Source organism: Enterobacter sp. 61D5 (assembly GCF_034107965.1).
GTDB lineage: Bacteria > Pseudomonadota > Gammaproteobacteria > Enterobacterales > Enterobacteriaceae > Enterobacter > Enterobacter cloacae_M.
In genome coordinates, this window is the sequence record NZ_JAWNFK010000014.1 from 151,800 (window position 1) to 173,921 (window position 22,122).

The 22,122-nt window shown below is 59.1% G+C and carries 21 protein-coding genes and 1 riboswitch; of the genes, 5 read left to right on the top strand and 16 right to left on the bottom strand.

Annotated features, from left to right (window positions below):
• Positions 1-57: 57 nt before the first annotated feature.
• The 5 genes from moaE to moaA all read right to left on the bottom strand — a co-directional run bounded on the left by moaE (position 58) and on the right by moaA (position 2,765).
• The gene (gene moaE, locus UTM25_RS15795; RefSeq protein WP_194399875.1) at positions 58-510 is read right to left on the bottom strand and encodes a molybdopterin synthase catalytic subunit MoaE; all 453 of its coding nucleotides are present in this window, start codon (positions 508-510) and stop codon (positions 58-60) included.
• A 1-nt stretch (position 511) separates the two neighbouring features.
• Positions 512-757, bottom strand: a complete 246-nt coding sequence (moaD, locus tag UTM25_RS15800; protein ID WP_023310854.1) for a molybdopterin synthase sulfur carrier subunit — start codon at positions 755-757, stop codon at positions 512-514.
• Positions 750-1,235: a cyclic pyranopterin monophosphate synthase MoaC gene (moaC, locus tag UTM25_RS15805; protein ID WP_194399874.1), complete on the bottom strand. Its 486-nt coding sequence runs from the start codon at positions 1,233-1,235 to the stop codon at positions 750-752. Before moaC ends, moaD begins: the two co-directional genes overlap by 8 nt.
• Positions 1,236-1,238: 3 nt before the next feature.
• The gene (gene moaB, locus UTM25_RS15810) at positions 1,239-1,751 is read right to left on the bottom strand and encodes a molybdenum cofactor biosynthesis protein B (RefSeq protein WP_194399873.1); all 513 of its coding nucleotides are present in this window, start codon (positions 1,749-1,751) and stop codon (positions 1,239-1,241) included.
• 24 nt (positions 1,752-1,775) lie between these two features.
• Positions 1,776-2,765 (bottom strand): GTP 3',8-cyclase MoaA, encoded by a 990-nt coding sequence (gene moaA / locus UTM25_RS15815; protein WP_194399872.1) that lies wholly within the window; start codon positions 2,763-2,765, stop codon positions 1,776-1,778.
• A riboswitch (molybdenum cofactor riboswitch) is annotated at positions 2,753-2,886 on the bottom strand. (Overlaps the previous gene by 13 nt.)
• 225 nt (positions 2,887-3,111) lie before the next feature.
• Between moaA and yvcK the strand changes: the two genes are divergently transcribed.
• Positions 3,112-4,020: a uridine diphosphate-N-acetylglucosamine-binding protein YvcK gene (yvcK, locus tag UTM25_RS15820; RefSeq protein ID WP_194399871.1), complete on the top strand. Its 909-nt coding sequence runs from the start codon at positions 3,112-3,114 to the stop codon at positions 4,018-4,020.
• 72 nt (positions 4,021-4,092) lie between these two features.
• On the opposite strand, the gene uvrB is transcribed toward yvcK, so the two are convergent.
• Positions 4,093-6,108: an excinuclease ABC subunit UvrB gene (gene uvrB, locus UTM25_RS15825; protein WP_109846300.1), complete on the bottom strand. Its 2,016-nt coding sequence runs from the start codon at positions 6,106-6,108 to the stop codon at positions 4,093-4,095.
• 752 nt (positions 6,109-6,860) lie between these two features.
• On the opposite strand from uvrB, the gene UTM25_RS15830 reads away from it, so the two are divergent.
• Complete coding sequence (locus UTM25_RS15830; protein ID WP_194399870.1) at positions 6,861-7,583, top strand: ABC transporter ATP-binding protein; 723 nt, start codon at positions 6,861-6,863, stop codon at positions 7,581-7,583.
• Here the strand turns inward: UTM25_RS15830 and bioD are convergent.
• The 4 genes from bioD to bioB are packed head-to-tail and all read right to left on the bottom strand — an operon-like array spanning position 7,546 to position 11,173.
• Complete coding sequence (bioD, locus tag UTM25_RS15835; protein WP_194399869.1) at positions 7,546-8,247, bottom strand: dethiobiotin synthase; 702 nt, start codon at positions 8,245-8,247, stop codon at positions 7,546-7,548. The two genes, UTM25_RS15830 and bioD, sit on opposite strands and share 38 nt — an antisense overlap.
• On the bottom strand, positions 8,240-8,995 hold the full coding sequence (bioC, locus tag UTM25_RS15840; RefSeq protein ID WP_194399868.1) for a malonyl-ACP O-methyltransferase BioC: 756 nt from the start codon (positions 8,993-8,995) through the stop codon (positions 8,240-8,242). Before bioC ends, bioD begins: the two co-directional genes overlap by 8 nt.
• Positions 8,979-10,136 (bottom strand): 8-amino-7-oxononanoate synthase, encoded by a 1,158-nt coding sequence (gene bioF / locus UTM25_RS15845; RefSeq protein ID WP_194399867.1) that lies wholly within the window; start codon positions 10,134-10,136, stop codon positions 8,979-8,981. Before bioF ends, bioC begins: the two co-directional genes overlap by 17 nt.
• Positions 10,133-11,173, bottom strand: coding sequence for a biotin synthase BioB (gene bioB, locus UTM25_RS15850; protein ID WP_033144975.1), 1,041 nt, complete (start codon positions 11,171-11,173; stop codon positions 10,133-10,135). The genes bioF and bioB overlap by 4 nt, the downstream gene beginning before the upstream one ends.
• A gap of 86 nt (positions 11,174-11,259) precedes the next feature.
• On the opposite strand from bioB, the gene bioA reads away from it, so the two are divergent.
• Positions 11,260-12,549, top strand: coding sequence for an adenosylmethionine--8-amino-7-oxononanoate transaminase (gene bioA / locus UTM25_RS15855; protein ID WP_414146755.1), 1,290 nt, complete (start codon positions 11,260-11,262; stop codon positions 12,547-12,549).
• Positions 12,550-12,597: 48 nt separating this feature from the next.
• Positions 12,598-13,074 carry a kinase inhibitor gene (locus tag UTM25_RS15860; protein ID WP_010428810.1) on the top strand — a complete coding sequence of 159 codons (477 nt, stop codon included), beginning with the start codon at positions 12,598-12,600 and terminating at the stop codon, positions 13,072-13,074.
• 98 nt (positions 13,075-13,172) lie between these two features.
• On the opposite strand, the gene hutH is transcribed toward UTM25_RS15860, so the two are convergent.
• The 5 genes from hutH to hutI all read right to left on the bottom strand — a co-directional run bounded on the left by hutH (position 13,173) and on the right by hutI (position 19,418).
• Entirely contained in the window at positions 13,173-14,693 is a 1,521-nt protein-coding gene (hutH, locus tag UTM25_RS15865; protein ID WP_194399865.1) for a histidine ammonia-lyase, read from the bottom strand.
• Entirely contained in the window at positions 14,693-16,378 is a 1,686-nt protein-coding gene (hutU, locus tag UTM25_RS15870; protein WP_194399864.1) for a urocanate hydratase, read from the bottom strand. The genes hutH and hutU overlap by 1 nt, the downstream gene beginning before the upstream one ends.
• A 127-nt stretch (positions 16,379-16,505) precedes the next feature.
• Positions 16,506-17,240: a histidine utilization repressor gene (locus UTM25_RS15875; RefSeq protein WP_023310841.1), complete on the bottom strand. Its 735-nt coding sequence runs from the start codon at positions 17,238-17,240 to the stop codon at positions 16,506-16,508.
• 19 nt (positions 17,241-17,259) lie between these two features.
• Positions 17,260-18,198, bottom strand: a complete 939-nt coding sequence (gene hutG / locus UTM25_RS15880) for a formimidoylglutamase (RefSeq protein WP_194399863.1) — start codon at positions 18,196-18,198, stop codon at positions 17,260-17,262.
• Positions 18,195-19,418, bottom strand: coding sequence for an imidazolonepropionase (gene hutI, locus UTM25_RS15885; protein ID WP_194399862.1), 1,224 nt, complete (start codon positions 19,416-19,418; stop codon positions 18,195-18,197). Before hutI ends, hutG begins: the two co-directional genes overlap by 4 nt.
• 226 nt (positions 19,419-19,644) lie before the next feature.
• On the opposite strand from hutI, the gene UTM25_RS15890 reads away from it, so the two are divergent.
• A complete protein-coding gene (locus tag UTM25_RS15890; protein WP_194399861.1) occupies positions 19,645-20,928 on the top strand; it encodes a putative acyl-CoA thioester hydrolase in 1,284 nt (427 codons plus the stop codon).
• Between the two features lie 120 nt (positions 20,929-21,048).
• On the opposite strand, the gene pgl is transcribed toward UTM25_RS15890, so the two are convergent.
• Positions 21,049-22,044, bottom strand: coding sequence for a 6-phosphogluconolactonase (gene pgl / locus UTM25_RS15895; protein ID WP_194399860.1), 996 nt, complete (start codon positions 22,042-22,044; stop codon positions 21,049-21,051).
• Positions 22,045-22,122: the final 78 nt, after the last annotated feature.

Below are 22,122 nucleotides of genomic sequence, written 5' to 3' on the forward strand. Positions count from 1 at the left end.
TCCTGATTAAGATTAAGTAGACACACACGTTAAGATTAACACATCCACGTAAACCGACTACCAACGGCTTGCGGCTTGTTTATCGCTGTCGCGAGACTCCACCCAGCGATCGCCTTCCGGCGTGGCTTCGCGCTTCCAGAACGGCGCTTTGGTTTTGAGGTAATCCATAATGAACTCCCCTGCCGCAAACGCGCTGCTGCGGTGCGCGCTGGTCACACCCACAAAGACAATCTCTTCACCAGGCCACATCTCGCCGATGCGGTGGATCACCGTAACGCGCCCGAGCGACCAGCGGCCTCGCGCCTCGTCGACAATCTCCGTCAGCGATTTCTCGGTCATCCCCGGATAGTGCTCCAGCGTCAGCGCCTTCACGCTGTCACCGAGATTGTGGTTGCGCACTTTGCCGGTGAAGGTGACGACCGCGCCGTCTTCATCGCGTTCCGCCAGCCAGCTGTACTCTGTCCCTACGTTAAAACGCTCGGGGCTCACCAGAATTCGGGTTTCAGCCATCTTAGCCTCCCGTAACCGGCGGGAAGAAGGCCACTTCATCCCCTGCGTTCAGCGGATGGGTGAACTCCACCAGCGTCTGGTTAACGGCGGCCAGCAGCTTGCCTTCGTCCAGCGCCAGCGCCCAGCGGTCGCTTTGTGCCGCCAGATGCGCGCGCAGGGCCGCGACGTTTTCGAAGGACGCGTCCAGCGTCAGGCTGTCGGTATTCACCAGCTCGCGCACCTGCGCAAAAAAGAGCACCTTAATCATGGCCATCCACCTTAAAATCACCGGATTTGCCGCCGCTTTTTGCCAGCAGGCGAACCGGGCCAATCACCATATCTTTCTGCACCGCTTTGCACATGTCGTAGATGGTCAGCGCGGCGACTGAGGCCGCCGTCAGCGCCTCCATCTCCACGCCGGTTTTGCCGGTTAAGCGGCAGAGTGACTCAATGCGCACGCGATTATGTTCCGGCTGCGCCTGCAGGTTCACTTCCACCTTGCTCAGCATCAGCGGATGGCACAGTGGAATGAGATCCCAGGTCCGTTTGGCGGCCTGAATACCGGCGATGCGGGCGGTGGCAAAGACGTCGCCCTTGTGATGGCTGCCGTCGATAATCATCGCCAGGGTCTCCGGCAGCATGGTGACAAACGCTTCCGCGCGCGCCTCGCGCACCGTTTCCGCTTTGGCGGAGACGTCCACCATATGCGCTTCGCCGGCGGCGTTAATGTGGGTCAGTTGTGACATAGCTTATTTCTTTAAATGGGGATGGAAATTACACGGACGGGTACGGGCGTCCAGCTGCGGGGCGATGATGTTTTCCCACGCGGTGCGGCAGGCTTTGGTCGAGCCCGGCATAGCGAAAATCAGGGTTTTGTTAGCCACCCCGGCAACGGCGCGCGACTGGAGCGTGGAGGTACCAATCTCTTCAAAGGAGAGCATGCGGAACACTTCGCCGAAGCCTTCCACCTCGCGGTCAAACAGCGGGATCAGCGCTTCAGGGGCCTGATCGCCTGCGGTAAAGCCGGTGCCGCCGGTGATCAGCACCACCTGCACCTCATCGCTGGCAATCCACTGCGAAACCTGAGCGCGAATGGCGTAGCGGTTCTCCTTCACGATCGCTTTATCGACGATGTGATGCCCCACGTCATGGGCCGCCTCGCGCAGCCAGTGGCCAGAGGTATCATCCTCTTCGCCACGGCGGTCGGAAACGGTAAGGATAGCAATGCGTGTCGGGATAAATTCTGCGCTTACCTGACTCATCTTCTGATTCCTTCTTAAGCCTGATTACCCGCCGATGTAGGACAGGTTCTGAGTAATACCGGTATTGCCCTGATGCAGGAAGTGGGTCTGTTTTTTATGCGTCAGCGCGTCAGAAATGCGTGCTTCAAGCGCGGCCAGCTGTGCATCGTCTTCCAGCAGATCGCGAAGGTCCACGCCGCCGTCGCCGAACAGGCAAAGATGGAGCTTGCCAACGGAGGAGACGCGCAGGCGGTTGCAGCTGGCGCAGAAGTCTTTCTCATAAGGCATGATAAGCCCAATCTCACCCTCATAATCCGGGTGACAGAAGACCTGCGCCGGGCCGTCGCTGCGCTGGCGGATTTGATGGATCCAGCCGCGTTTCAGCAGCGCGTCGCGCAGCACCATGCCGGAGATGTGATGGCGACGGAACAGCTCGCTGCCCTCGCCGGTTTCCATCAGCTCAATAAAACGCAGCTGAATGGGGCGTGATTTAATCCACGCCAGGAAGGTGTCCAGCTGATGGTGGTTCACATCACGCATCAGTACCGTGTTGACTTTGACTTTTTCGAAGCCCGCCGTGAACGCGGCGTCGATGCCGTCCATGACCTGCTGAAATTTATCCTGGCCGGTAATGGCGTGGAACTGACGGGCGTCCAGGCTATCGACGCTGACGTTGATCGCCGTCAGCCCCGCATCGCGCCAGTTCGCCACGTCGCGCGCCATGCGGTAACCGTTGGTGGTCACCGCAATCTGGCGGATACGTTCGTTTTCACGCACGGCGGCAATGATGTCGGGGAAATCGCGGCGCAGAGAGGGTTCGCCGCCGGTCAGACGCACTTTTTCGGTGCCGAGCTCAGAGAAGGCGCGCGTGACGCGGCGCACTTCATCCACGGAGAGAAAGCCGTTATTGGTGACGCTGCCCGGTTTGTAGCCATCGGGCAGGCAGTAGGTGCAACGGAAGTTGCACACATCGGTAATCGACAGACGTAAGTAATAAAACTTACGCGCGAAAGCATCAGTAAGTTGTGAAGCCATGTACACCTTTCCAGATCGGGAGGCACAGTCATTTCTTTCTGTACCCTGGTGGCAAATTCGCCACGGCCAGAGCGCCATATCTTTCGACACAGGCACAAGGGCTAGAGTGTATGTTTTCAATTTTGAAAACGTGGTTAGGGCGATAGTAGCGCGGAAATTCTCACGACGCCATTATCGCCTTTCGCTATATAGTTACGTATATAGCGAATCAATCCTGCATTTTCGCTACAGAATACCTAAAAACCGCATTTTCACATTGATATACGTCATTTTGCGTCGGGTGAGGCATCGTCTTTTAGGGGTAGTTAGGTTACTGTTACGCGATCGAACGTGATAAGGAATACGTATGCGCAATCGCACTTTTGCGGATCTTGACCGAGTGGTCGCTCTTGGCGGAGGACACGGCTTAGGCCGGGTTATGTCCTCTTTGTCGTCACTCGGCTCAAGGCTGACAGGGATAGTAACTACCACCGACAACGGCGGCTCAACCGGACGCATTCGTCGTGCCGAAGGCGGTATTGCCTGGGGAGACATGCGCAACTGCCTGAACCAGTTAATTACCGAGCCAAGCGTCGCGTCGGCGATGTTTGAGTACCGTTTTGGCGGTAATGGCGAACTTTCCGGACATAACCTCGGAAATTTGATGTTAAAGGCGCTCGATCACCTGAGCGTAAGGCCTCTGGAAGCCATCAACTTAATCCGTAATCTGCTCAAAGTGGACGCATTCCTGATCCCCATGTCTGAACAACCGGTTGACTTGATGGCCATCGACGCCGAAGGGCATGAAGTTTACGGCGAGGTGAATATCGACCAGCTCATCCTGCCGCCCACGGAGTTAATGACCTATCCGAGCGTACACGCCACGCGAGAAGCGGTGGAGGCCATCGGAGAAGCGGATCTTATCCTGATCGGTCCGGGCAGTTTTTATACCAGCCTGATGCCCATTCTGCTGGTGAAAGAGCTGGCGCAGGCGCTGCGCCGCACCCCTGCCCCGATGGTTTACATCGGTAACCTGGGGCGTGAACTGAGTCCGGCGGCGGCGAGCCTGTCGCTGGCAGATAAACTTGAATTAATGGAGCAGTACGTCGGTAAAAAAATTATCGACGGCGTCGTGGTCGGGCCGAAGGTGGATGTGTCGGGTATTGGCGACCGCGTGGTGGTGCAGGAGCCGCTGGAAGCGAGTGACATTAAGTATCGCCATGACCGTCACCTGCTGCGCGAGGCGCTGGAGAAGGCGATTCAGGCGCTGGGCTAGGTTCGTTTTGTGCGGCCTGATGCCCTCACCCCGGCCCTCTCCCACAGGGAGAGGGAGAAAACAACGCTTTACTCACGATGCCGCGATGAAAAGATCCCGCAGCTGATGAAGCTGGTCGCGGATCTGCGCCGCCTCTTCGAACTCCAGGTTCTGCGCGTGCTGCATCATCTGCCCTTCCAGCTCGTGGATTTTCTGCTGCAGCGCTTTCGGCGTCAGCACGACGGTATCCTCTTCCACCACTGAACGCGCCTTGCCGCGACCTTTCGCTTTGGTTTTGGCAATGTTCTGACCCAGCGCCAGAATATCCACCACCTTCTTGTTCAGCCCCTGCGGGGTAATGCCGTGCTCTTCGTTGTAGCGCTGCTGCTTCTCGCGGCGGCGCTCCGTTTCGCCAATCGCTTTCGCCATCGACGGGGTGATTTTGTCACCGTACAGAATCGCTTTCCCGTTGACGTTACGCGCGGCGCGGCCAATGGTCTGGATCAGCGAACGCTCGGAACGCAGGAAACCCTCTTTGTCCGCATCCAGAATCGCCACCAGCGAGACTTCCGGCATGTCCAGACCTTCTCGCAGCAGGTTGATCCCCACCAGCACGTCAAACTCGCCCAGACGCAGATCGCGAATAATCTCCATGCGCTCCACGGTGTCGATATCCGAATGCAGATAGCGCACCTTCTCGCCGTGCTCTTCGAGATACTCGGTGAGGTCTTCCGCCATACGCTTGGTGAGCGTGGTCACCAGCACGCGCTCGTTGATGGCGGAACGGGCGCGAATTTCAGAGAGCAGATCGTCCACCTGCGTAGCCACTGGACGAACTTCAATAATTGGGTCGAGCAACCCGGTCGGACGCACAACCTGATCGACAACGTCTTCACCGGATTTCTCCAGCTCGTAGTTGCCCGGCGTGGCCGAGACATAAATGGTTTGCGGCGCTAATGCCTCAAACTCTTCAAACTTCATCGGACGGTTATCCAGCGCTGACGGCAGGCGGAAGCCGTACTCCACCAGCGTCTCTTTACGCGCCCGGTCACCGCGGTACATCCCGCCGATCTGCGGGATCGTGACGTGGGATTCGTCGATTACCAGCAAACCGTCTGCCGGAAGGTAATCAAACAGCGTCGGCGGCGGCTCGCCCGGCCCGCGTCCGGAGAGGAAGCGCGAGTAGTTTTCAATGCCGGAGCAGTAGCCGAGCTCGTTCATCATCTCAAGGTCGAACTGGGTACGCTGGCTGAGACGCTGCTCTTCCAGCAGCTTATTGTTCGCCAGCAGCACCTTACGGCGCTCGGCCAGCTCCACTTTGATCTCTTCCATCGCCTGCACGATACGCTCGCGCGGCGTCACGTAGTGCGTTTTCGGGTAGATGGTGAAGCGCTGGATCACTGATTCAATGTGTCCGGTCAGCGGGTCGAAGAGCGACAGGCGTTCAACCTCTTCGTCAAACAGCTCGACGCGCAGCGCCATATCGTCCGATTCCGCCGGGAAGATGTCGATCACTTCACCACGCACCCGGAAAGTCCCGCGCTGGAACGCCTGATCGTTACGGGCGTACTGCAGCTCTGCCAGACGACGGACGATGGCGCGCTGGTCGATGATCATCCCCTGCGTCAGGTGCAGCATCATCTTGAGATAGAGATCCGGATCGCCCAGACCGTAGATCGCGGAAACCGACGCGACGACGACCACATCGCGACGCTCCAGAAGCGCCTTCGTGGCCGACAGACGCATCTGCTCGATGTGTTCGTTCACCGAGGCATCCTTCTCGATGAAGGTGTCAGAGCTCGGCACGTAGGCTTCAGGCTGGTAGTAGTCGTAGTAGGAGACGAAATACTCCACCGCGTTTTCCGGGAAGAACTCTTTCATCTCGCCGTAAAGCTGTGCGGCCAGGGTTTTGTTGGGTGCCAGCACCATCGTTGGACGCTGGAGATCCGCAATCACGTTGGCGATGGTGAACGTTTTACCCGAGCCGGTTACCCCCAGCAGCGTCTGGTGCGCCAGCCCGTCTTCCAGCCCCTCTTCCAGACGACGGATCGCCTCAGGCTGATCGCCAGATGGACGGAAAGCAGAATTCAATTTGAACGGTTTACTCATGGGCGACAACCTGATGACGTTATAAGCGGCAGGTGAGTAATTTTACTCGTTGTTGCCAGGAATGCCAGTAAAAAATACTGGATGAAAAACCAGTGACATGTCAGGATATTTAGCATAGCGCCTGAATGATTAGCGCGATAGCGGCCAAAATTTGGACTGTGACAATATAAAACACCAGTCAGATCAGGTTATCCCCAGAACTTTTTCTTTTTTAACATTTGTCAAGCCAGGTAATGATAGTTTTGTGGCAACGGGTGACACTTTCATGACGGGAATTGCTTTTATCTAAGCATTTAAATAATAAACGATATTTTCTAAAGCCGCGTTTCGCGCCAATTTGGGCGTAAGCCGCGTCTTCTCTCGCTTATCGCGTGTTTTCTAACTCTAATGCACATGGTTATCCACAGGAATAGTGGATAACTGCTTCCAGCCCATACAGACTGGCGCTCGGCAAATTCCCGGTTTTTCCCACGAGACGGCAGTAAAAAATTTTTATAGCTATTTTTTGATGATTAACAGTTGCGTCATTCATAACCAACCGATGGGATCTTGTTCACATTTTCATCATTTCGGGTTCTGCACCACAACTCACCACCTCCAGCACCGTCGGTGTGCAATTCCCTTTTTTCTCAGCCCCTCTCTGGTGACTTATTCCTAAAAAAGCCGTTTTTTTGAACACTTTTCGGTTTCTGGCAGGGGTTTTGCAGATTCAAACACGAGCCTCACCTACACACATTTTTAAGGAGAAAAAGATGTTGAGTCTGCGTGCTGTGAATCAGTTTTACGGAAGCCAACATACGCTATGGAACGTGAATTTGGATTTTCCGCGAGGGATGTGTACAGGCGTCGTTGGCCTGCCGGGGATGGGGAAAACCACCCTTATGAATTGCATCGCCGGGAGAGTGCCCGTTGAAAGCGGCAGCATCATCTGGCACGAGGCGGGCGCGCCGCCGCGAGACTTGCTTAACCTGCCGCCAGAACAGCGCTCAGGACCGGGGATAGGCTATGTCCCTCAGGACAGGCGGATCTTCTCCCAGTTAACGATTGAGGAGAATCTGCATATCGCCATGCGGGCGATGGGGAAACCCAACCCGGAAGCGAAAAGTGACGTTTACGACCTGTTTCCGGCGCTCTACGCATTGCGACAGGCCCGTGCGAACACGCTCTCTCCGGACGACCAGTACCAGCTGGCGCTGGCTAATGCGCTGGTGAACCGTCCGCACCTGCTGATCCTCGATGAGCCTCTGCACGGCGCAGGACACAGCTTCGCCCAGAAGCTGGGGCAGCTGCTGGTGCGCTTAAACCGGGAGTTAGGTATGACGGTGCTATTAGCGGAGCAGCAGCTGTCGTTTATCCGCCGGGTTGCGGACCGTTTCTGCATGCTCTATCGCGGGCGTAACGTGGCGCAGGGCCACGTTAACGAGCTGGATGACGAGCTTATCGCGCACTGGATGTCGCGGGAAGCAAGACGCTGAGATCGAGATAACGCCCGGTGTCGGCATTTTCCACGCCGTCAGCAAGCCAGGGAATTTCCCCGAGGCACGGGGCGGGAAGTACGCGCCTGAGCGTCGCCAGATACTCCTGGTGTCGTTTCCCCGGCGCAACCACGTCGTTGGCTATCCAGCCCGCCAGGGGCAATCCCGCCTGCTGAATGGCCTGTGCGGTCAACATGGCATGGTTAATACAGCCCAGCTTCACGCCAACGACAAGGATAACCGGAAGCTGCTCGGCCTGCACCCAGTCAGCAAACGTCTGCGTGTCCGAAAGCGGCGTAAACCAGCCGCCTGCACCTTCCACCAGCACCCAGTCGGCCTGGCTTTCCAGCGTCCGTAACCCGGCTGACAGCACGGTGAAATCAATCGGACGACCTTCGTCAGCGCTGATGATGTGCGGCGAGGTCGGCTCGGCAAAAGTGTACGGATTGACCGCTGAATAGGCAAGTTCACGCGTGCTGTTACGCTGGAGCGCCAGCGCATCGGTGTTGCGTAACCCTTCCGCCGTCATCTCGCTGCCGGAAGCAACCGGCTTATATCCGGCGGTGTTTTTCCCAAGCTTTCGCGCCGCCTGCAGCAGCGCCGAGCTGGCCACCGTTTTGCCCACTTCCGTATCCGTTCCGGTGACAAAATAACGTTCACTCACGTTCGATAATCCCATGAAAAAGTTGATAAGAGAGCGGGAAATGACCCCGCTGCTGCGGCCAGGCCAGCTCCAGACGCTGCAGCTGGCCGCGGGTCAGCGGTTTTTTTTCCCGCCCGGCATGCAGGTGCGTGGCCCCGATGCCCTTCAGCGAGCGCATCGCGCTGAACGCATCGCTAAAATTGAGGGTGATGGTCTGCACCGTGCTGCGGTAGCGCCAGCCTGACAGCGCCTGCGTCACCTGGTCATGCGATAAAAAGCGGTTAGCGTGCGGCTGCTCATCCACCGCTTTCCACGCCTGATTCAGCTCCGGCAGCGAACTTTCCAGCAGGGTAGTAAAGGCCACCTTCCCGCCCGGTCGCGCCACGCGATAAAGCTCGCGCAAGGCCTGCGGCAGGCTGCTGCACCACTGGACCGCCAGATGACTCCAGACCAGATCGAACTGCGCATCCGCCAGCGGGATCGCCTCGATATCCGCCAGCAGATAGCGATCCGCTGCCTGCCTCTGACGCGCCTCGTCGAGCATCTGCTCTGAGAGGTCGATAGCCGTGACCTGGCTTCCCGCCCCGCGCCAGTAGCGGCTGTTGCTGCCGGGACCACAGCCGGCGTCCAGCACCTGCGGAAAACGGTTCTCGCCAAGCGCGGCCAGAAGCCCCTGCGCGCTCTGACGCTGCAGCTCATCGTGCTGCGAATAGCTCTGCGCGGCCCGGCCAAATGCCGCCGCAACAGCCTGCTTATTCACCGGCGTCATGGAGCGCCTCCAGCAGCGTCTGGATATCCCGAGCCTCATGCGCCGCCGTCAGGGTTAAACGCAGCCGCGCGGTGCCCGGCGGGACCGTTGGCGGGCGAATGGCGGTCACCCACATGCCGCGCTCGCGCAGCGCCTGTGCCAGCGCCAGCGCGCGGCCGTTTTCGCCGACAATCACCGGCTGGATGGCGCTTTGCGAATCGAGGCTGTGGAAGGGCAGCGCCGCTAACCCCTTGCGGAAGCGGGAGATATGCTCTGCCAGCCGCTGACGACGCTCATCCCCTTCCGCGCTGCGGATCACCGCCAGCGACGCAGACAGCGCCACGGCCTGCGCCGGGGGCATGCTGGTGCTGTAGATCAGGTGTCGGGCAAACTGCAGCAGATAGTCGGCGACGGACTCGCTGCACAGCACGGCGGCGCCGCTGACGCCAAAGCCTTTGCCGAATGTGACAATCAGCAGCTCCGGCTTTACGTTCTGCTGATGCGCGCTGCCGCGACCTTCGTCACCCATTACGCCAATGCCGTGGGCATCGTCAACCAGCAGCCAGGCGTTTTGCCGCTTTGCGGCCTCGTGCAGCGCGGCAAGCGGCGCGCTGTCGCCGTCCATGCTGAACACGCCTTCGGTGACCGCCAGCTGCTGTCCGTCGCAGGGTTTATCCAGCAGCGCGGCGAGTTGCCCCGCATCGTTATGGGCAAAGCGGCGCAGCTGTGCCAGGCTTAAATTTGCCGCCTCCAGCAGCGAGGCGTGGCTCAGGCGGTCGGCGACAATACGGTCCTCTTTTCCCATGAGTGCGGTAATGACCGCCTGGTTGGCGGCAAAGCCGGAGATGAACAGCAGCGCGCGCGGGTAGCCGAGCCAGTCGGCAAGCGCCTCTTCCAGCGCCTGATGCGCGGTGGTATATCCGCTGACGTGTCCCGAGCCGCCGCTGCCCACGCCAAACCGCTCCGCACCCTGCTGCCAGGCGCGGATGATGGCAGTATGCTGGCTCAGCCCGAGATAGTCGTTGCTGGAGAAATTACAAAACTGCCGCCCCTCGCGGGTAAGAAAACGGCCCGCGCCGTTTTCCACCACCCTGCGAACGCGAAAAGCCTCTGCCGCCCGGCGTTCGTCCAGCGCGGTATTAATGCGTGCCTGCCAGGTCATACGGCTGCCGCGTTGTAGAACTGGTCGGTGTCGGCGTTGAAAATCTGCTGCTCCAGCTGCTGCTGTTGCTCGTTATCGCCCGTCAGCACTTCGGTCTGATGTGGGTTAAGCCCCAGCTTGCGGAACAGCTGAACGTCTTTGTCCTCTTCCGGGTTCGGTGTGGTCAGCAGCTTGCAGCCGTAGAAGATGGAGTTGGCTCCGGCCATAAAGCACATCGCCTGGGTCTGCTCGTTCATCTGCTCGCGACCAGCAGAGAGGCGCACGAAAGAGGTCGGCATCATGATGCGCGCCACCGCGATGGTGCGGATAAAATCAAACGCATCCACGTCGTCGTTGTCCGCCAGCGGCGTTCCCTTAACCTTCACCAGCATGTTGATCGGCACGCTTTCCGGCGGGGTCGGCAGGTTTGCCAGCTGCAGCAGCAGGCCCGCGCGGTCTTTCACCGTTTCGCCTAAGCCGACAATTCCGCCCGAGCAGACCTTGATCCCCGCGTCGCGCACCTTATCCAGCGTGTCCAGACGCTCCTGATAGGTCCGCGTGGTGATGATGTTGCCGTAAAATTCCGGCGAGGTGTCGAGGTTATGGTTGTAGTAGTCCAGCCCTGCGGCGGAGAGGCGCTGCGCCTGCTCCTCGTTCAGCGTGCCGAGCGTCATACAGGCTTCGAGGCCCATCTCCTTCACGCCCTTCACCATCTGCTCCAGATACGGCATGTCGCGGTCGTGCGGGTTCTTCCACGCTGCGCCCATGCAGAAGCGGGTTGAACCGGCGTTTTTCGCCTTGCGAGCGGAGTCGAGCACCTGCTCCACTTCCATCAGCCGTTCGGACTCCAGGCCGGTTTTGTAGCGCGCGCTCTGCGGGCAATATTTGCAGTCTTCAGGACAGGCACCGGTTTTGATCGACAGCAGCGTGCTGACCTGAACATGGCGCGGATCGAAGTGCTGACGATGCACCTGTTGGGCTTCGAACATCAGCTCAAGGAAAGGTTTATTGAATAATTCAGTGACTTGCGACATCGTCCAGCGTGCGTGGTGAGCCATCGGGCTTCTCCAAAGGGTTTTGTTAATTTTCGGTTCGGTTTATACTCGTAAACCTAAAACTTTTCAAAATGGTTTACAAGTCGATTATGACCCAGGACGATCTCGCCTTCGACAAGCAGCATATCTGGCACCCTTACACCTCCACTACCCGCCCTCTTCCCGTTTATCCGGTGGCCTCGGCCCACGGCTGCGAGCTGCACCTCGCCAGCGGCGAACAGCTCGTTGACGGGATGTCTTCGTGGTGGGCGGCCATTCACGGGTACAACCACCCGCGTCTGAATGCGGCGATGAAGGCCCAGATTGACCAGATGTCGCACGTGATGTTTGGCGGAATCACCCATCAGCCCGCGGTAGATTTATGCCGTCGCCTGGTGGCGATGACGCCTGAATCGCTGGAGTGCGTTTTCCTGGCCGATTCCGGCTCCGTGGCGGTGGAAGTGGCGATGAAAATGGCGCTGCAGTACTGGCACGCGAAGGGTGAAACGCGCCAGCGCTTCCTCACCTTCCGCAACGGCTATCACGGGGATACCTTCGGGGCGATGTCGGTGTGCGATCCGGACAACTCCATGCACAGCCTGTGGAAGGGCTACCTGCCGGAAAACCTGTTCGCCCCGGCCCCGCAGAGCCGTTTCGGCGGCGAGTGGAACGAGATGGACATGATCGGTTTCGCCCGGCTGATGGCGGCGCATCGCCATGAAATCGCCGCCGTGATCCTGGAGCCGATTGTGCAGGGCGCAGGCGGAATGCGGATGTACCATCCGGAATGGCTGAGACGCATTCGCAGGATGTGCGACCGCGAGGGCATTCTGCTGATTGCCGATGAGATCGCCACCGGCTTTGGCCGCACCGGCAGGCTGTTTGCCTGCGAGCATGCGGGTATCGCCCCGGATATTCTGTGTCTGGGTAAAGCGCTGACCGGCGGCACCATGACGCTCTCCGCCACGCTCACGACCCGTCAGGTTGCCGACACCATCAGCGACGGCGAGGCGGGCTGCTTTATGCACGGCCCGACGTTTATGGGCAACCCGCTGGCCTGCGCCGTCGCAAGCGAAAGCCTCGCCATTCTGGAGAGCGGCGAGTGGCAGACGCAGGTTGCGGCGATTGAGGCGCAGCTGAAAGACGAGCTGAGCGCCGCCTCGGGCGCGAATTTCGTGGCGGACGTGCGCGTGCTGGGCGCCATCGGCGTGATTGAAACCACCCATCCGGTGAATATGGCGGCGCTGCAGCGCTTCTTCGTTGAGCAGGGCGTCTGGGTGCGGCCTTTCGGCAAGCTTATCTACCTGATGCCGCCGTACAGTATAACGCCTGAGCAGCTTCGAAAATTAACCGACGCGGTTGTAACAGCCGTTAACATTCCCGCGCATTTCACGATGTAACCCTATGCATTACACTTGCTGAACGAGCGATCAACGAGGGTAAACCGTATGAAAATCATCAGTAAAGATCTGCGCGACGGTGAAAAACTGCCGGAACGCCACGTATTCAACGGCATGGGGTATCAGGGAGACAATATCTCCCCGCACCTGGCGTGGGACGAGGTTCCGGCCGGAACCAAAAGCTTTGTCGTGACCTGCTACGACCCGGATGCGCCTACCGGCTCCGGCTGGTGGCACTGGATTGTGGCGAACCTGCCTGCCGACACGCGCGTCCTGCCGCAGGGCTCCGGTTCAGGCCTGGTTGCCCTGCCTGAAGGTGCCATTCAGACGCGCACCGATTTTGGTAAAGCGGGCTACGGCGGCGCGGCGCCGCCAAAAGGGGAAACCCACCGCTATATCTTCACGGTGCACGCGCTGGATGTGGAGAAGATTGAGGTCGATGAAGGGGCGAGCGGCGCGATGGTGGGCTTTAACGTGCATTTCCATTCGCTTGGCAGCGCGTCGATTACGGCGATGTATTCATAATAGTGCGGGCTGATGCCCTCACCCCGGCCCTCTCCCACAAGGAGAGGGAGAAAACCGGGCAATTCCCTCTCCCTGTGGGAGAGGGTTAGGGCAAAAAATCACAGCACTGAAGGTAGCAGTCCTACAAGGCTTCCCTCTTCCAGAAGCTGCATCGCCTTATCAATATCCGGCGCAAAGAAGCGGTCGTCATCGTAGTGCGATACGTGCTCGCGCAGCGCATGACGCGCCTGCTCCAGCAGCGGGCTGGATTTTAGCCCTTCACGCAGATCGACACCCTGACATGCCGCCAGCCACTCCACAGCCAGCACGCCGCGGGTGTTGGAGGCCATTTCCCAGAGACGACGTCCGGCAGCCGGTGCCATCGAAACGTGATCTTCCTGGTTAGCTGACGTTGGCAGGCTGTCCACGCTGTGCGGGTGCGACAGGGCTTTGTTCTCGCTCGCCAGCGCCGCCGCGGTCACCTGGGCAATCATAAAGCCCGAGTTGACCCCGCCGTTACGCACGAGGAACGGCGGCAGCTGGGACATATGTTTATCCATCATCAGCGCGATGCGGCGCTCGGACAACGCGCCGACTTCGGCAATCGCCAGGGCGATATTATCCGCCGCCATTGCCACCGGCTCGGCGTGGAAGTTGCCTCCGGAAACCACCTCGTTTTCCTGGGCGAACACCAGCGGGTTGTCGGACACCGCGTTGGCCTCCACCAGCAGCACTTCTGCCGCCTGACGCAGCTGCGTCAGACACGCGCCCATCACCTGCGGCTGGCAGCGCAGGGAATAGGGATCCTGCACCTTTTCGCAGTTGTGGTGTGAATCCGCGATCTCGCTGGTGTCGGTAAGCACGTGACGGTACATCGCGGCGGCATCAATCTGCCCGCGCTGACCGCGCACCTCGTGGATGCGGGCATCGAACGGGCGACGCGAGCCCAGCACGGCTTCGGTGGTCAGCGCACCGCACACCACCGCCGAGGCAAACAGATCTTCCGCTTCAAACAGGCCGCGCAGCGCGAAAGCGGTCGATGCCTGCGTGCCGTTCAGCAGCGCCAGCCCCTCTTTCGCCGCCAGGGTGATTGGGTTTAACCCGGCTTTTTTCAGCGCCTCTTTCGCAGGAAACCACTCGCCCTGCCAGCGCGCTTTGCCTTCCCCCAGCAGCAGCAGCGACATGTGCGCCAGCGGCGCAAGATCGCCGGATGCGCCGACGGAACCTTTTGCCGGGATCCACGGATAGACTTCCGCATTGACCAGCGCCATCAGCGCCTGAATCACGCTCAGTCGAATGCCTGAGAAGCCGCGGGCCAGGCTGTTGATTTTGAGCACCATCATCAGACGGACAATCTCATCATCCAGCGGCTGACCCACGCCCGCCGCGTGTGACAGCACCAGCGAACGCTGTAAGTTTTCCAGATCGTGTGTCGCGATGCGGGTCTGCGCCAGCAGGCCAAAGCCGGTGTTAATCCCGTAGGCCGTGCGCCCTTCGGCAACGATGGCTTCGACGCAGGCGACGCTGTCGTTAATGGCGGCGTGGGCACTTGCATCCAGCGAAAGGGTGACCGGTTTACGCCAGACGTTACGCAGCTGCTTGAGCGTCAGCGAGCCGGGAGTGAGTGTTAATGCGTTCATTAATGCTTTCCTTGTGTGGCAGGGATCATCGGCAGGTTAAGGCCCTGCTCTTTGGCACAGTCAATGGCAATTTCGTAACCCGCATCCGCGTGACGCATCACGCCGGTTGCCGGGTCGTTGTGCAGTACGCGAGCGATACGCGCGGCGGCTTCATCGGTTCCGTCGCAGACGATGACCATCCCGGAATGCTGGGAGAAGCCCATCCCCACGCCGCCGCCGTGGTGCAGCGACACCCAGGTCGCGCCGCTGGCGGTATTCAGCAGAGCGTTCAGCAACGGCCAGTCGGAGACCGCATCCGAGCCGTCGCGCATGGCTTCGGTTTCGCGGTTCGGGCTGGCGACGGAGCCGGAGTCCAGGTGGTCGCGGCCGATGACGATCGGCGCGGAGACTTCACCGCTGCGCACCATTTCGTTGAAGGCGAGGCCGAGTTTTTGCCGCCACTCCAGCCCTACCCAGCAGATACGCGCCGGCAGGCCCTGGAAGTTAATGCGCTCGCGAGCCATGTCCAGCCAGCGATGCAGGTGTTCGTCGTCGGCGACGATCTCCTTCACTTTGGCGTCAGTTTTGTAGATGTCCTCCGGGTCGCCGGACAGGGCAACCCAGCGGAACGGACCGATGCCGCGGCAGAACAGCGGGCGAATATAGGCAGGAACGAAGCCCGGGAAGTCAAAGGCGTTATTCACGCCCATCTCTTTCGCCATCTGGCGGATGTTGTTGCCGTAGTCAAAGGTCGGAATGCCCATCTGGCTGAAGGCCAGCATGGCGGAGACGTGCTCGGCCATGGAGCGTTTCGCGGCAAGCACCGTGCCTTCCGGGTCGGTTTCCGCTTTTTGCTGATATTCTTCCCACGTCCAGCCTTTTGGCAGATAACCGTGCAGCGGGTCATGGGCGCTGGTCTGGTCGGTGACCAGATCCGGACGTACGCCGCGGGCGACGAGCTGCGGGAGAATGTCCGCCGCGTTGCCGCACAGGGCAATCGACACCGCTTTGCCTTCGGAGGTGTATTTTTTGATGCGAGCCAGCGCATCGTCCAGATCGGTTGCCTGCTCATCGACGTAGCGGGTACGCAGACGGAAATCAATGCGGCTCTGCTGGCACTCAATGTTCAGCGAGCACGCGCCGGCAAGCGTGGCGGCCAGCGGCTGCGCGCCGCCCATGCCGCCAAGACCCGCGGTCAATACCCAGCGGCCTTTCAGCGAGCCGTTGTAGTGCTGGCGACCGGCTTCCACGAAGGTTTCGTAGGTGCCCTGCACGATCCCCTGGCTGCCGATGTAGATCCAGCTCCCCGCGGTCATCTGGCCATACATCGCCAGCCCTTTCGCGTCCAGTTCGTTGAAGTGTTCCCAGGTAGCCCAGTGCGGCACGAGGTTAGAGTTAGCGATCAGCACGCGCGGCGCGTTTTTGTGCGTTTTGAACACGCCAACCGGCTTGCCGGACTGTACCAGCAGGGTTTCGTCGTTTTCGAGTTCGGTCAGGGATTTTACAATTGCGTCATAGCATTCCCAGTTACGCGCGGCGCGGCCTATGCCGCCGTAGACCACCAGCTCGTGGGGGTTCTCCGCCACCTCAGGGTCGAGGTTGTTCATCAACATGCGCAGCGGGGCTTCGGTGAGCCAGCTTTTGGCGGTAAGCGTGGTGCCGCGCGCGGCGCGGACGTCCTGCTGGCGGTATTTACCTGACGACATTGTGTGCTCCTCATAGGGGACAGATGATGCATTTAGATATACTTGTATAGACAAGCACACACAAGGTCAGATTTAACAAAAAAGATACAATTTTGTTATATTGCGTTAGCGATCACGCTTATAAAACTTATGACATGAAGTGGCCCTGCAGCCGGTAGCGATTCCCCGGGAAAAGCAGTCGGGCATGCGACACAATGTGCGACGAGGACCAGGTTCGGCGGCGGATCAGCAGGCACGGATCGTGCTCTTTAATGCGTAGCCTTTCGCATTCCTGCGGCGTGGCGCGCACGGCCTCCACAATGTGCTCCCCTTCCGTCAGCGGTGCGACGAGCGAGAGATAGGCATGCGGCGTGGTCTGGGTGTAATCCTGGTTCAGATAGTCCGGTATCCGCTCAGCGTTAACGCAGCGATCTTCAATCTGCACCGGAATGTCGTTTTCGAAATGCACCATCACGGAGTGGAAAATGCGGCTTCCCTCCTTGACGTTAAGCTCCGTGGCCTGCTCGGCGCTGGCCTGGGTCTCTTCGAGCACCAGCACCTCACAGCGGTGCTGATGATTACGCGCGGCTATCTCGTCCGCAATGCTGCGGATTTCAAACAGCGCCGACTGTCCTTTCGGTTCCGCCACAAACGTCCCCACGCCCTGCAGGCGCACCAGAAGCCCTTCGTCGGTCAGCTCGCGCAGCGCCCGGTTGACGGTCATCCGGCTAAAACCAAACTGCGCCACCAGCTCGGCCTCCGAAGGAATGCGATCGTGCGGCCGCCAGACGCCGGTAGCGATTTTTTCGCTAATTGCCTGCTTCACCTTTTCATAGAAAGGCGCGGGAGGGCTCGACTGCGGCAGAGGTGAGCGTGAAAACATCGTGACTCCTTGAATAGTGTTATGCCCACCAGTGAGCAATTTGCCAGGCCAGGCGGGCGGCGAGCTTAGCGCCCTGCCCGTCCCGATCGTACTGCGGGTTAAACTCTACCAGATCGGCGGCCTGTAGCTTACCGCTACGGCAGATTTGTTCGATAACCGGGAGAAGATCCAGCGCCGGTATGCCTAACGCAGCCGGTGCGGACACGGCAGGCATTTCGCTGGCGGGCAGGACGTCAAGGTCGATCGTCAGATAGATACGATCGGCCTGCGCCAGCACCCTTTCCAGCGCGGATAGCGCATCGCGCCTGAAATGGAGATCTTCCACCAGCGTGACGTTCAGGCGTTCGGCCTCATCCCACAGCGCCAGCGTGTTCGCCGCCCGGCTCACGCCAAGGCAGGCATAGTGAAATTCCCGCCCGCGCTCATCGCAGTAGCGCGCCAGCTGGCGAAACGGGGTGCCGGATGTGGCCCGGTCAGCCTTGCGCAGATCGAGATGGGCATCAAGGTTGATAATGACAACCCGCTCGTTCGGGAAGGCGTCCAGCACGCCGCGACCGTGCGCCCAGGCGGTTTCGTGCCCGCCGCCAAACACCAGCGTCCGCATCCCGGACTGCTGACAGGCGGTGACGGCATCGCTTAACGCCCGCTGCGCCGCTTCCAGCTCGCCGCCTTCAACGTACACCGAGCCCATATCCGCCAGCCGGTCATGCCCCTGATGGCTTGCCATATTTGCCAGCGCTTTTCGCAGCATATCCGGTGCATGCACTGCGCCGGGCCTGCCCTGATTGCGTTTTACCCCTTCATCACATTCAAAGCCTATCAGCGCGATGCCGGATGAAAGCGGCGTGAACTGGCCCTGCTGCTTTATCGTCTGGAAAATGCGCTTTGCACTGCTGGCCTCGGCGCTGTCGTCGCGCCCCTGCCAGACGGTTTTAGCTACGGGCCGCCATAACCTCATACTGCCTCCCCACGGAAAATACGTTGATACAGCGGATTGCGTCCCGGCTCGTAGACCATCTCAACCGGATGATGAGCATCCCAGACGATAAAATCAGCGACAAACCCTTCCCGCAGCTGCCCGTGGGTTGCGCCACGGCCCAGCGCCTGCGCGGCATTGCGCGTGACGCCAGCCCAGGCTTCTTCCGGGGTCAGGCCAAACTGGACGCAGGCCATGTTCATCGCCAGGTGCAGGCTCGCAAACGGGCTGGTGCCGGGGTTATAGTCGGTGGCGACAGCCATCGGCACACCCTGTTTTCTGAGCTGTTCAACCGGCGGGCGCTGGCGCTCCTGAAGAAAATAGAACGCACCCGGCAACAGGACGGCAACCGTGCCGCTTTCCGCCATTGCCTGAACGCCTGCGTCGTCGAGATACTCAATATGATCGGCGGAAAGGCCCTTATACTGGCTGACCAGCGCCGCGCCGCCCTGATTCGACAGCTGTTCGACATGCCCTTTCACCGGGATACCCAGCGCGGCGGCGGCCTTGAAGAGGCGTTCGGTTTGCGACGGGGTAAAGCCGACGTTTTCACAAAACACGTCGACTGCTTCATATAACTCTTTTTGCCACAGCATGGGCAGTATCTGCTCGCAGACCAGCGTGAGGTAGGCATCCGGATCCTGCCGGTATTCCGGCGGAACCGCATGGGCCGCCAGCAGCGTTGGGCTGATATCGATCGGATTATTGAGGCCCAGCTGGCGGGCAACCTGCAGCATCTTCTCTTCGGCCTCGGCGTTAAGCCCGTATCCCGATTTGATTTCAACGGTCGTTACGCCTTCATTCATGAGACGCTGGAGCCGCTGCTGCGCCAGTTTCAGCAAGGTTTCGGCTGAGCTGCTGCGCGTCGCCGTCACGGTAGCGTTAATCCCGCCCCCCTGGGCGCTGATGGTTTGATAAGAGACGCCGTTCAGACGCTGCTCCCACTCCGCCGCGCGGTCGCCGCCAAATACCAGGTGGGTGTGGCAGTCAATCAGGCCAGGCGTGACCAGACGTCCCTGAAGATCGACACAGTGACGGTGTCCGGAAGGAATTTCAGATTCAGGGATCGCGGCCAGAATAGTGTGGCCGCGCACGACCAGGGCGTGTTGCTCTTTCAGTCCATAAGGCGCAGGTATGTCCGGCGCCATCGTAGCCAGTCGCGCATTTCGCCATATTACATCGTCGGGATGAATCTGCTGCATGGGGCATTCCACTTGTCTTAGGTTGTATAGACATTTATTTGCATCCACCGTCTACTGTCAACCGCCTTGACTGAAAATGTTATTTATTTGTGATCACTTACCTGCCGCTCCGGGGCTAAAAATGCAACTTTTACCCTTTTTATCTTCCCGTTTCGCTCAACTTAGTATAAAAAAGCAGGCTATTTCGTCTATCCCGTTTAAGACTTGCATACCCAGGAGCTCTACCTTGAACATTTCCAGGATTTCCCGTCTGGCGTTAGCACTCGCCTTTGGCGTGACCTTATCCGCATGCAGTTCAACACCACCGGATCAGCGCCCTTCTGAGCAGGTTGCGCCCGGTACCGCCTCCCGCCCGATTTTGTCCGCTGATGAAGCGAAGAACTTCGATCGTGCGCACTACTTCTCGGCGATGGATCCTAACGCTGCGCCGTGGACACCGTCTTCTATCAATCTCCCTAAACAGCCGGACTTCGTGGTTGGCCCGGCGGGTGCGCAGGGCGTAACGCATACCTCTATTCAGGCTGCGGTTGATGCTGCCATCACTAAACACAGCGCGTCTCGCCAGTACATCGCGATCCTGCCGGGTGAATATGAAGGCACCGTGTATGTTCCGGCGGCCCCTGGCAGCATTACGCTTTACGGTCTGGGCGAAAAAGCGATCGACGTAAAAATTGGCCTGGCGATTGATTCCGAAATCGACAGCAACACCTGGCGTCACCTGGTGAACACGGCCGGTAAATATATGCCGGGCAAACCGGCGTGGTATATGTTTGATAACTGCCAGAGCAAGCGTTCCGCCACCATTGGCGTGATGTGCTCGGCGGTGTTCTGGTCTCAGAATAACGGTCTGCAGCTGCAGAACCTGACCATTCAGAATACCCTGGGCGACAGCGTGGATGCCGGAAGCCACCAGGCCGTTGCGCTGCGTAGCGATGGCGATAAGGTGCAGATTAATAACGTCAACATTCTGGGCCGTCAGAACACCTTCTTCGTGACCAACAGCGGTGTGCAGAACACCCTGCAGAATAACCGCCTGACCCGTACCCTGGTGACCAACAGCTACGTTGAAGGTGACGTGGATCTGGTGTCCGGTCGCGGCGCGGTGGTGTTTGATAATACCGATTTCCGCGTGGTGAACTCACGTACTCAGCAGGAAGGTTACGTGTTTGCTCCGGCAACCCAGTCTAACCTCTTCTACGGCTTCCTGGCCGTGAACAGCCGCTTTAATGCTGCCGGTGACGGCGTGGCGCAGCTGGGACGCTCCCTGGACGTGGACTCTGCGACCAACGGTCAGGTCGTGATCCGCGACAGCGTGATCAACGAAGGCTTCAACATGGCGAAGCCGTGGGCTGATGCCGCGATCTCCAAACGTCCATTCTCTGGCAATACCGGCGCGGTGGATGATAAAGGGAACGTGCTGCGCAACCTGAACGACGCTAACTTCAACCGCATGTGGGAATACAACAACCGCGGTCTGGGTAGCAAAGTGGTTGCTGAGCCGAAGCAGTAAGATGTTTTGCCGGGTGGCGGCTTCGCCTTACCCGGCATACATAACCCGTAGGCCCGGTAGACGCACTGCCACCGGGCATAAAAAAACCTCGCATTCGCGAGGTTTTTTGTTTTTAGCCGCTTAGTGAGCGTTGACCACGACCCACATTGGCCCCTGGCCTACGGCGTAACGTCCTTTCTCTTCCAATAACCCCTGCTCGCCTTTAATTTCATACAGCGCGATGTGGTGGGATTTCTGCCCCGCCGCAATCAGGTATTTACCGCTGTGATCGATATTAAAGCCGCGCGGCTGGGTTTCCGTTGGCTGGAACCCTTCAATCGCCAGCACGCTGCCGTCTTCAGATACGCTAAAGACGGTAATCAGGCTGGAGGTACGGTCACAGGCGTACAGATGGCGGCCATTTGGCGTAATGTGGATATCCGCCGCCCAGCGGGTGTCGGAGAAGTCAGACGGCATCATGTCCAGCGTCTGCACGCACTCAATCTGACCGTTTGGATCTTTCAGCTCCCATACGTCCACAGAGCTGTTCAGCTCATTGACCACGTAGGCGTACTGCTGGTTCGGATGGAAGACCATATGGCGCGGGCCGGCACCTTCAACGGTAGTCACTTCGGCAGGATTCTGCGCCACCAGATGACCATCGTCGCTCAGGGTGAACAGGCAGATACGATCCTGCTTCAGGGCAGGCACCCACAGCGTGCGATTATCCGGAGAGATATTCGCCGAGTGGCAGCCTTCAAGCCCTTCCACCACATCCACGGTTTCGACCGGAATACCATCTTCCAGACGCGTTACGCTGACGCAGCCCGCGTTATAAGAGCCGCTGAAGACAAAGTTGCCTTTACGATCGGTCGAGATATGGGTTGGGCTGCCCGGCAACGGTGCTTCGGCAGTGTACGTCAGCGCACCATCGTCCGGAGAAATGCGATAGGCCAGCACGCGGAACTCCGGGCGCACACCCACGTACAAGAAACGTTTATCCGGGCTGATGACCATCGGTTGCACCTGGCCTGGCACATCAACAATCTGAACCAGCGTGAGTGTCCCTTCGGTATTTAAACGCCAGACGTGGATCTGCTGGCTTTCAGGACTGGCGGTATAAACGGTTTGTTTCATGAATATTCACTCCTCACTGCGCATGAAAGTAGTTAACTTTTGACGGTGAATGCTGAATTGTCGACAGGAGTTTTGAAG

Bases quoted from the DNA above. Each gene is read 5' to 3' on its own strand.
- moaE (WP_194399875.1), bottom strand. From the start codon at position 510: ATGGCTGAAACCCGAATTCTGGTGAGCCCCGAGCGTTTTAACGTAGGG.
- moaD (WP_023310854.1), bottom strand. From the start codon at position 757: ATGATTAAGGTGCTCTTTTTTGCGCAGGTGCGCGAGCTGGTGAATACC.
- moaC (WP_194399874.1), bottom strand. From the start codon at position 1,235: ATGTCACAACTGACCCACATTAACGCCGCCGGCGAAGCGCATATGGTG.
- moaB (WP_194399873.1), bottom strand. From the start codon at position 1,751: ATGAGTCAGGTAAGCGCAGAATTTATCCCGACACGCATTGCTATCCTT.
- moaA (WP_194399872.1), bottom strand. From the start codon at position 2,765: ATGGCTTCACAACTTACTGATGCTTTCGCGCGTAAGTTTTATTACTTA.
- yvcK (WP_194399871.1), top strand. From the start codon at position 3,112: ATGCGCAATCGCACTTTTGCGGATCTTGACCGAGTGGTCGCTCTTGGC.
- uvrB (WP_109846300.1), bottom strand. From the start codon at position 6,108: ATGAGTAAACCGTTCAAATTGAATTCTGCTTTCCGTCCATCTGGCGAT.
- UTM25_RS15830 (WP_194399870.1), top strand. From the start codon at position 6,861: ATGTTGAGTCTGCGTGCTGTGAATCAGTTTTACGGAAGCCAACATACG.
- bioC (WP_194399868.1), bottom strand. From the start codon at position 8,995: ATGACGCCGGTGAATAAGCAGGCTGTTGCGGCGGCATTTGGCCGGGCC.
- bioF (WP_194399867.1), bottom strand. From the start codon at position 10,136: ATGACCTGGCAGGCACGCATTAATACCGCGCTGGACGAACGCCGGGCG.
- bioB (WP_033144975.1), bottom strand. From the start codon at position 11,173: ATGGCTCACCACGCACGCTGGACGATGTCGCAAGTCACTGAATTATTC.
- bioA (WP_414146755.1), top strand. From the start codon at position 11,260: ATGACCCAGGACGATCTCGCCTTCGACAAGCAGCATATCTGGCACCCT.
- UTM25_RS15860 (WP_010428810.1), top strand. From the start codon at position 12,598: ATGAAAATCATCAGTAAAGATCTGCGCGACGGTGAAAAACTGCCGGAA.
- hutH (WP_194399865.1), bottom strand. From the start codon at position 14,693: ATGAACGCATTAACACTCACTCCCGGCTCGCTGACGCTCAAGCAGCTG.
- hutU (WP_194399864.1), bottom strand. From the start codon at position 16,378: ATGTCGTCAGGTAAATACCGCCAGCAGGACGTCCGCGCCGCGCGCGGC.
- UTM25_RS15875 (WP_023310841.1), bottom strand. From the start codon at position 17,240: ATGTTTTCACGCTCACCTCTGCCGCAGTCGAGCCCTCCCGCGCCTTTC.
- hutG (WP_194399863.1), bottom strand. From the start codon at position 18,198: ATGAGGTTATGGCGGCCCGTAGCTAAAACCGTCTGGCAGGGGCGCGAC.
- hutI (WP_194399862.1), bottom strand. From the start codon at position 19,418: ATGCAGCAGATTCATCCCGACGATGTAATATGGCGAAATGCGCGACTG.
- pgl (WP_194399860.1), bottom strand. From the start codon at position 22,044: ATGAAACAAACCGTTTATACCGCCAGTCCTGAAAGCCAGCAGATCCAC.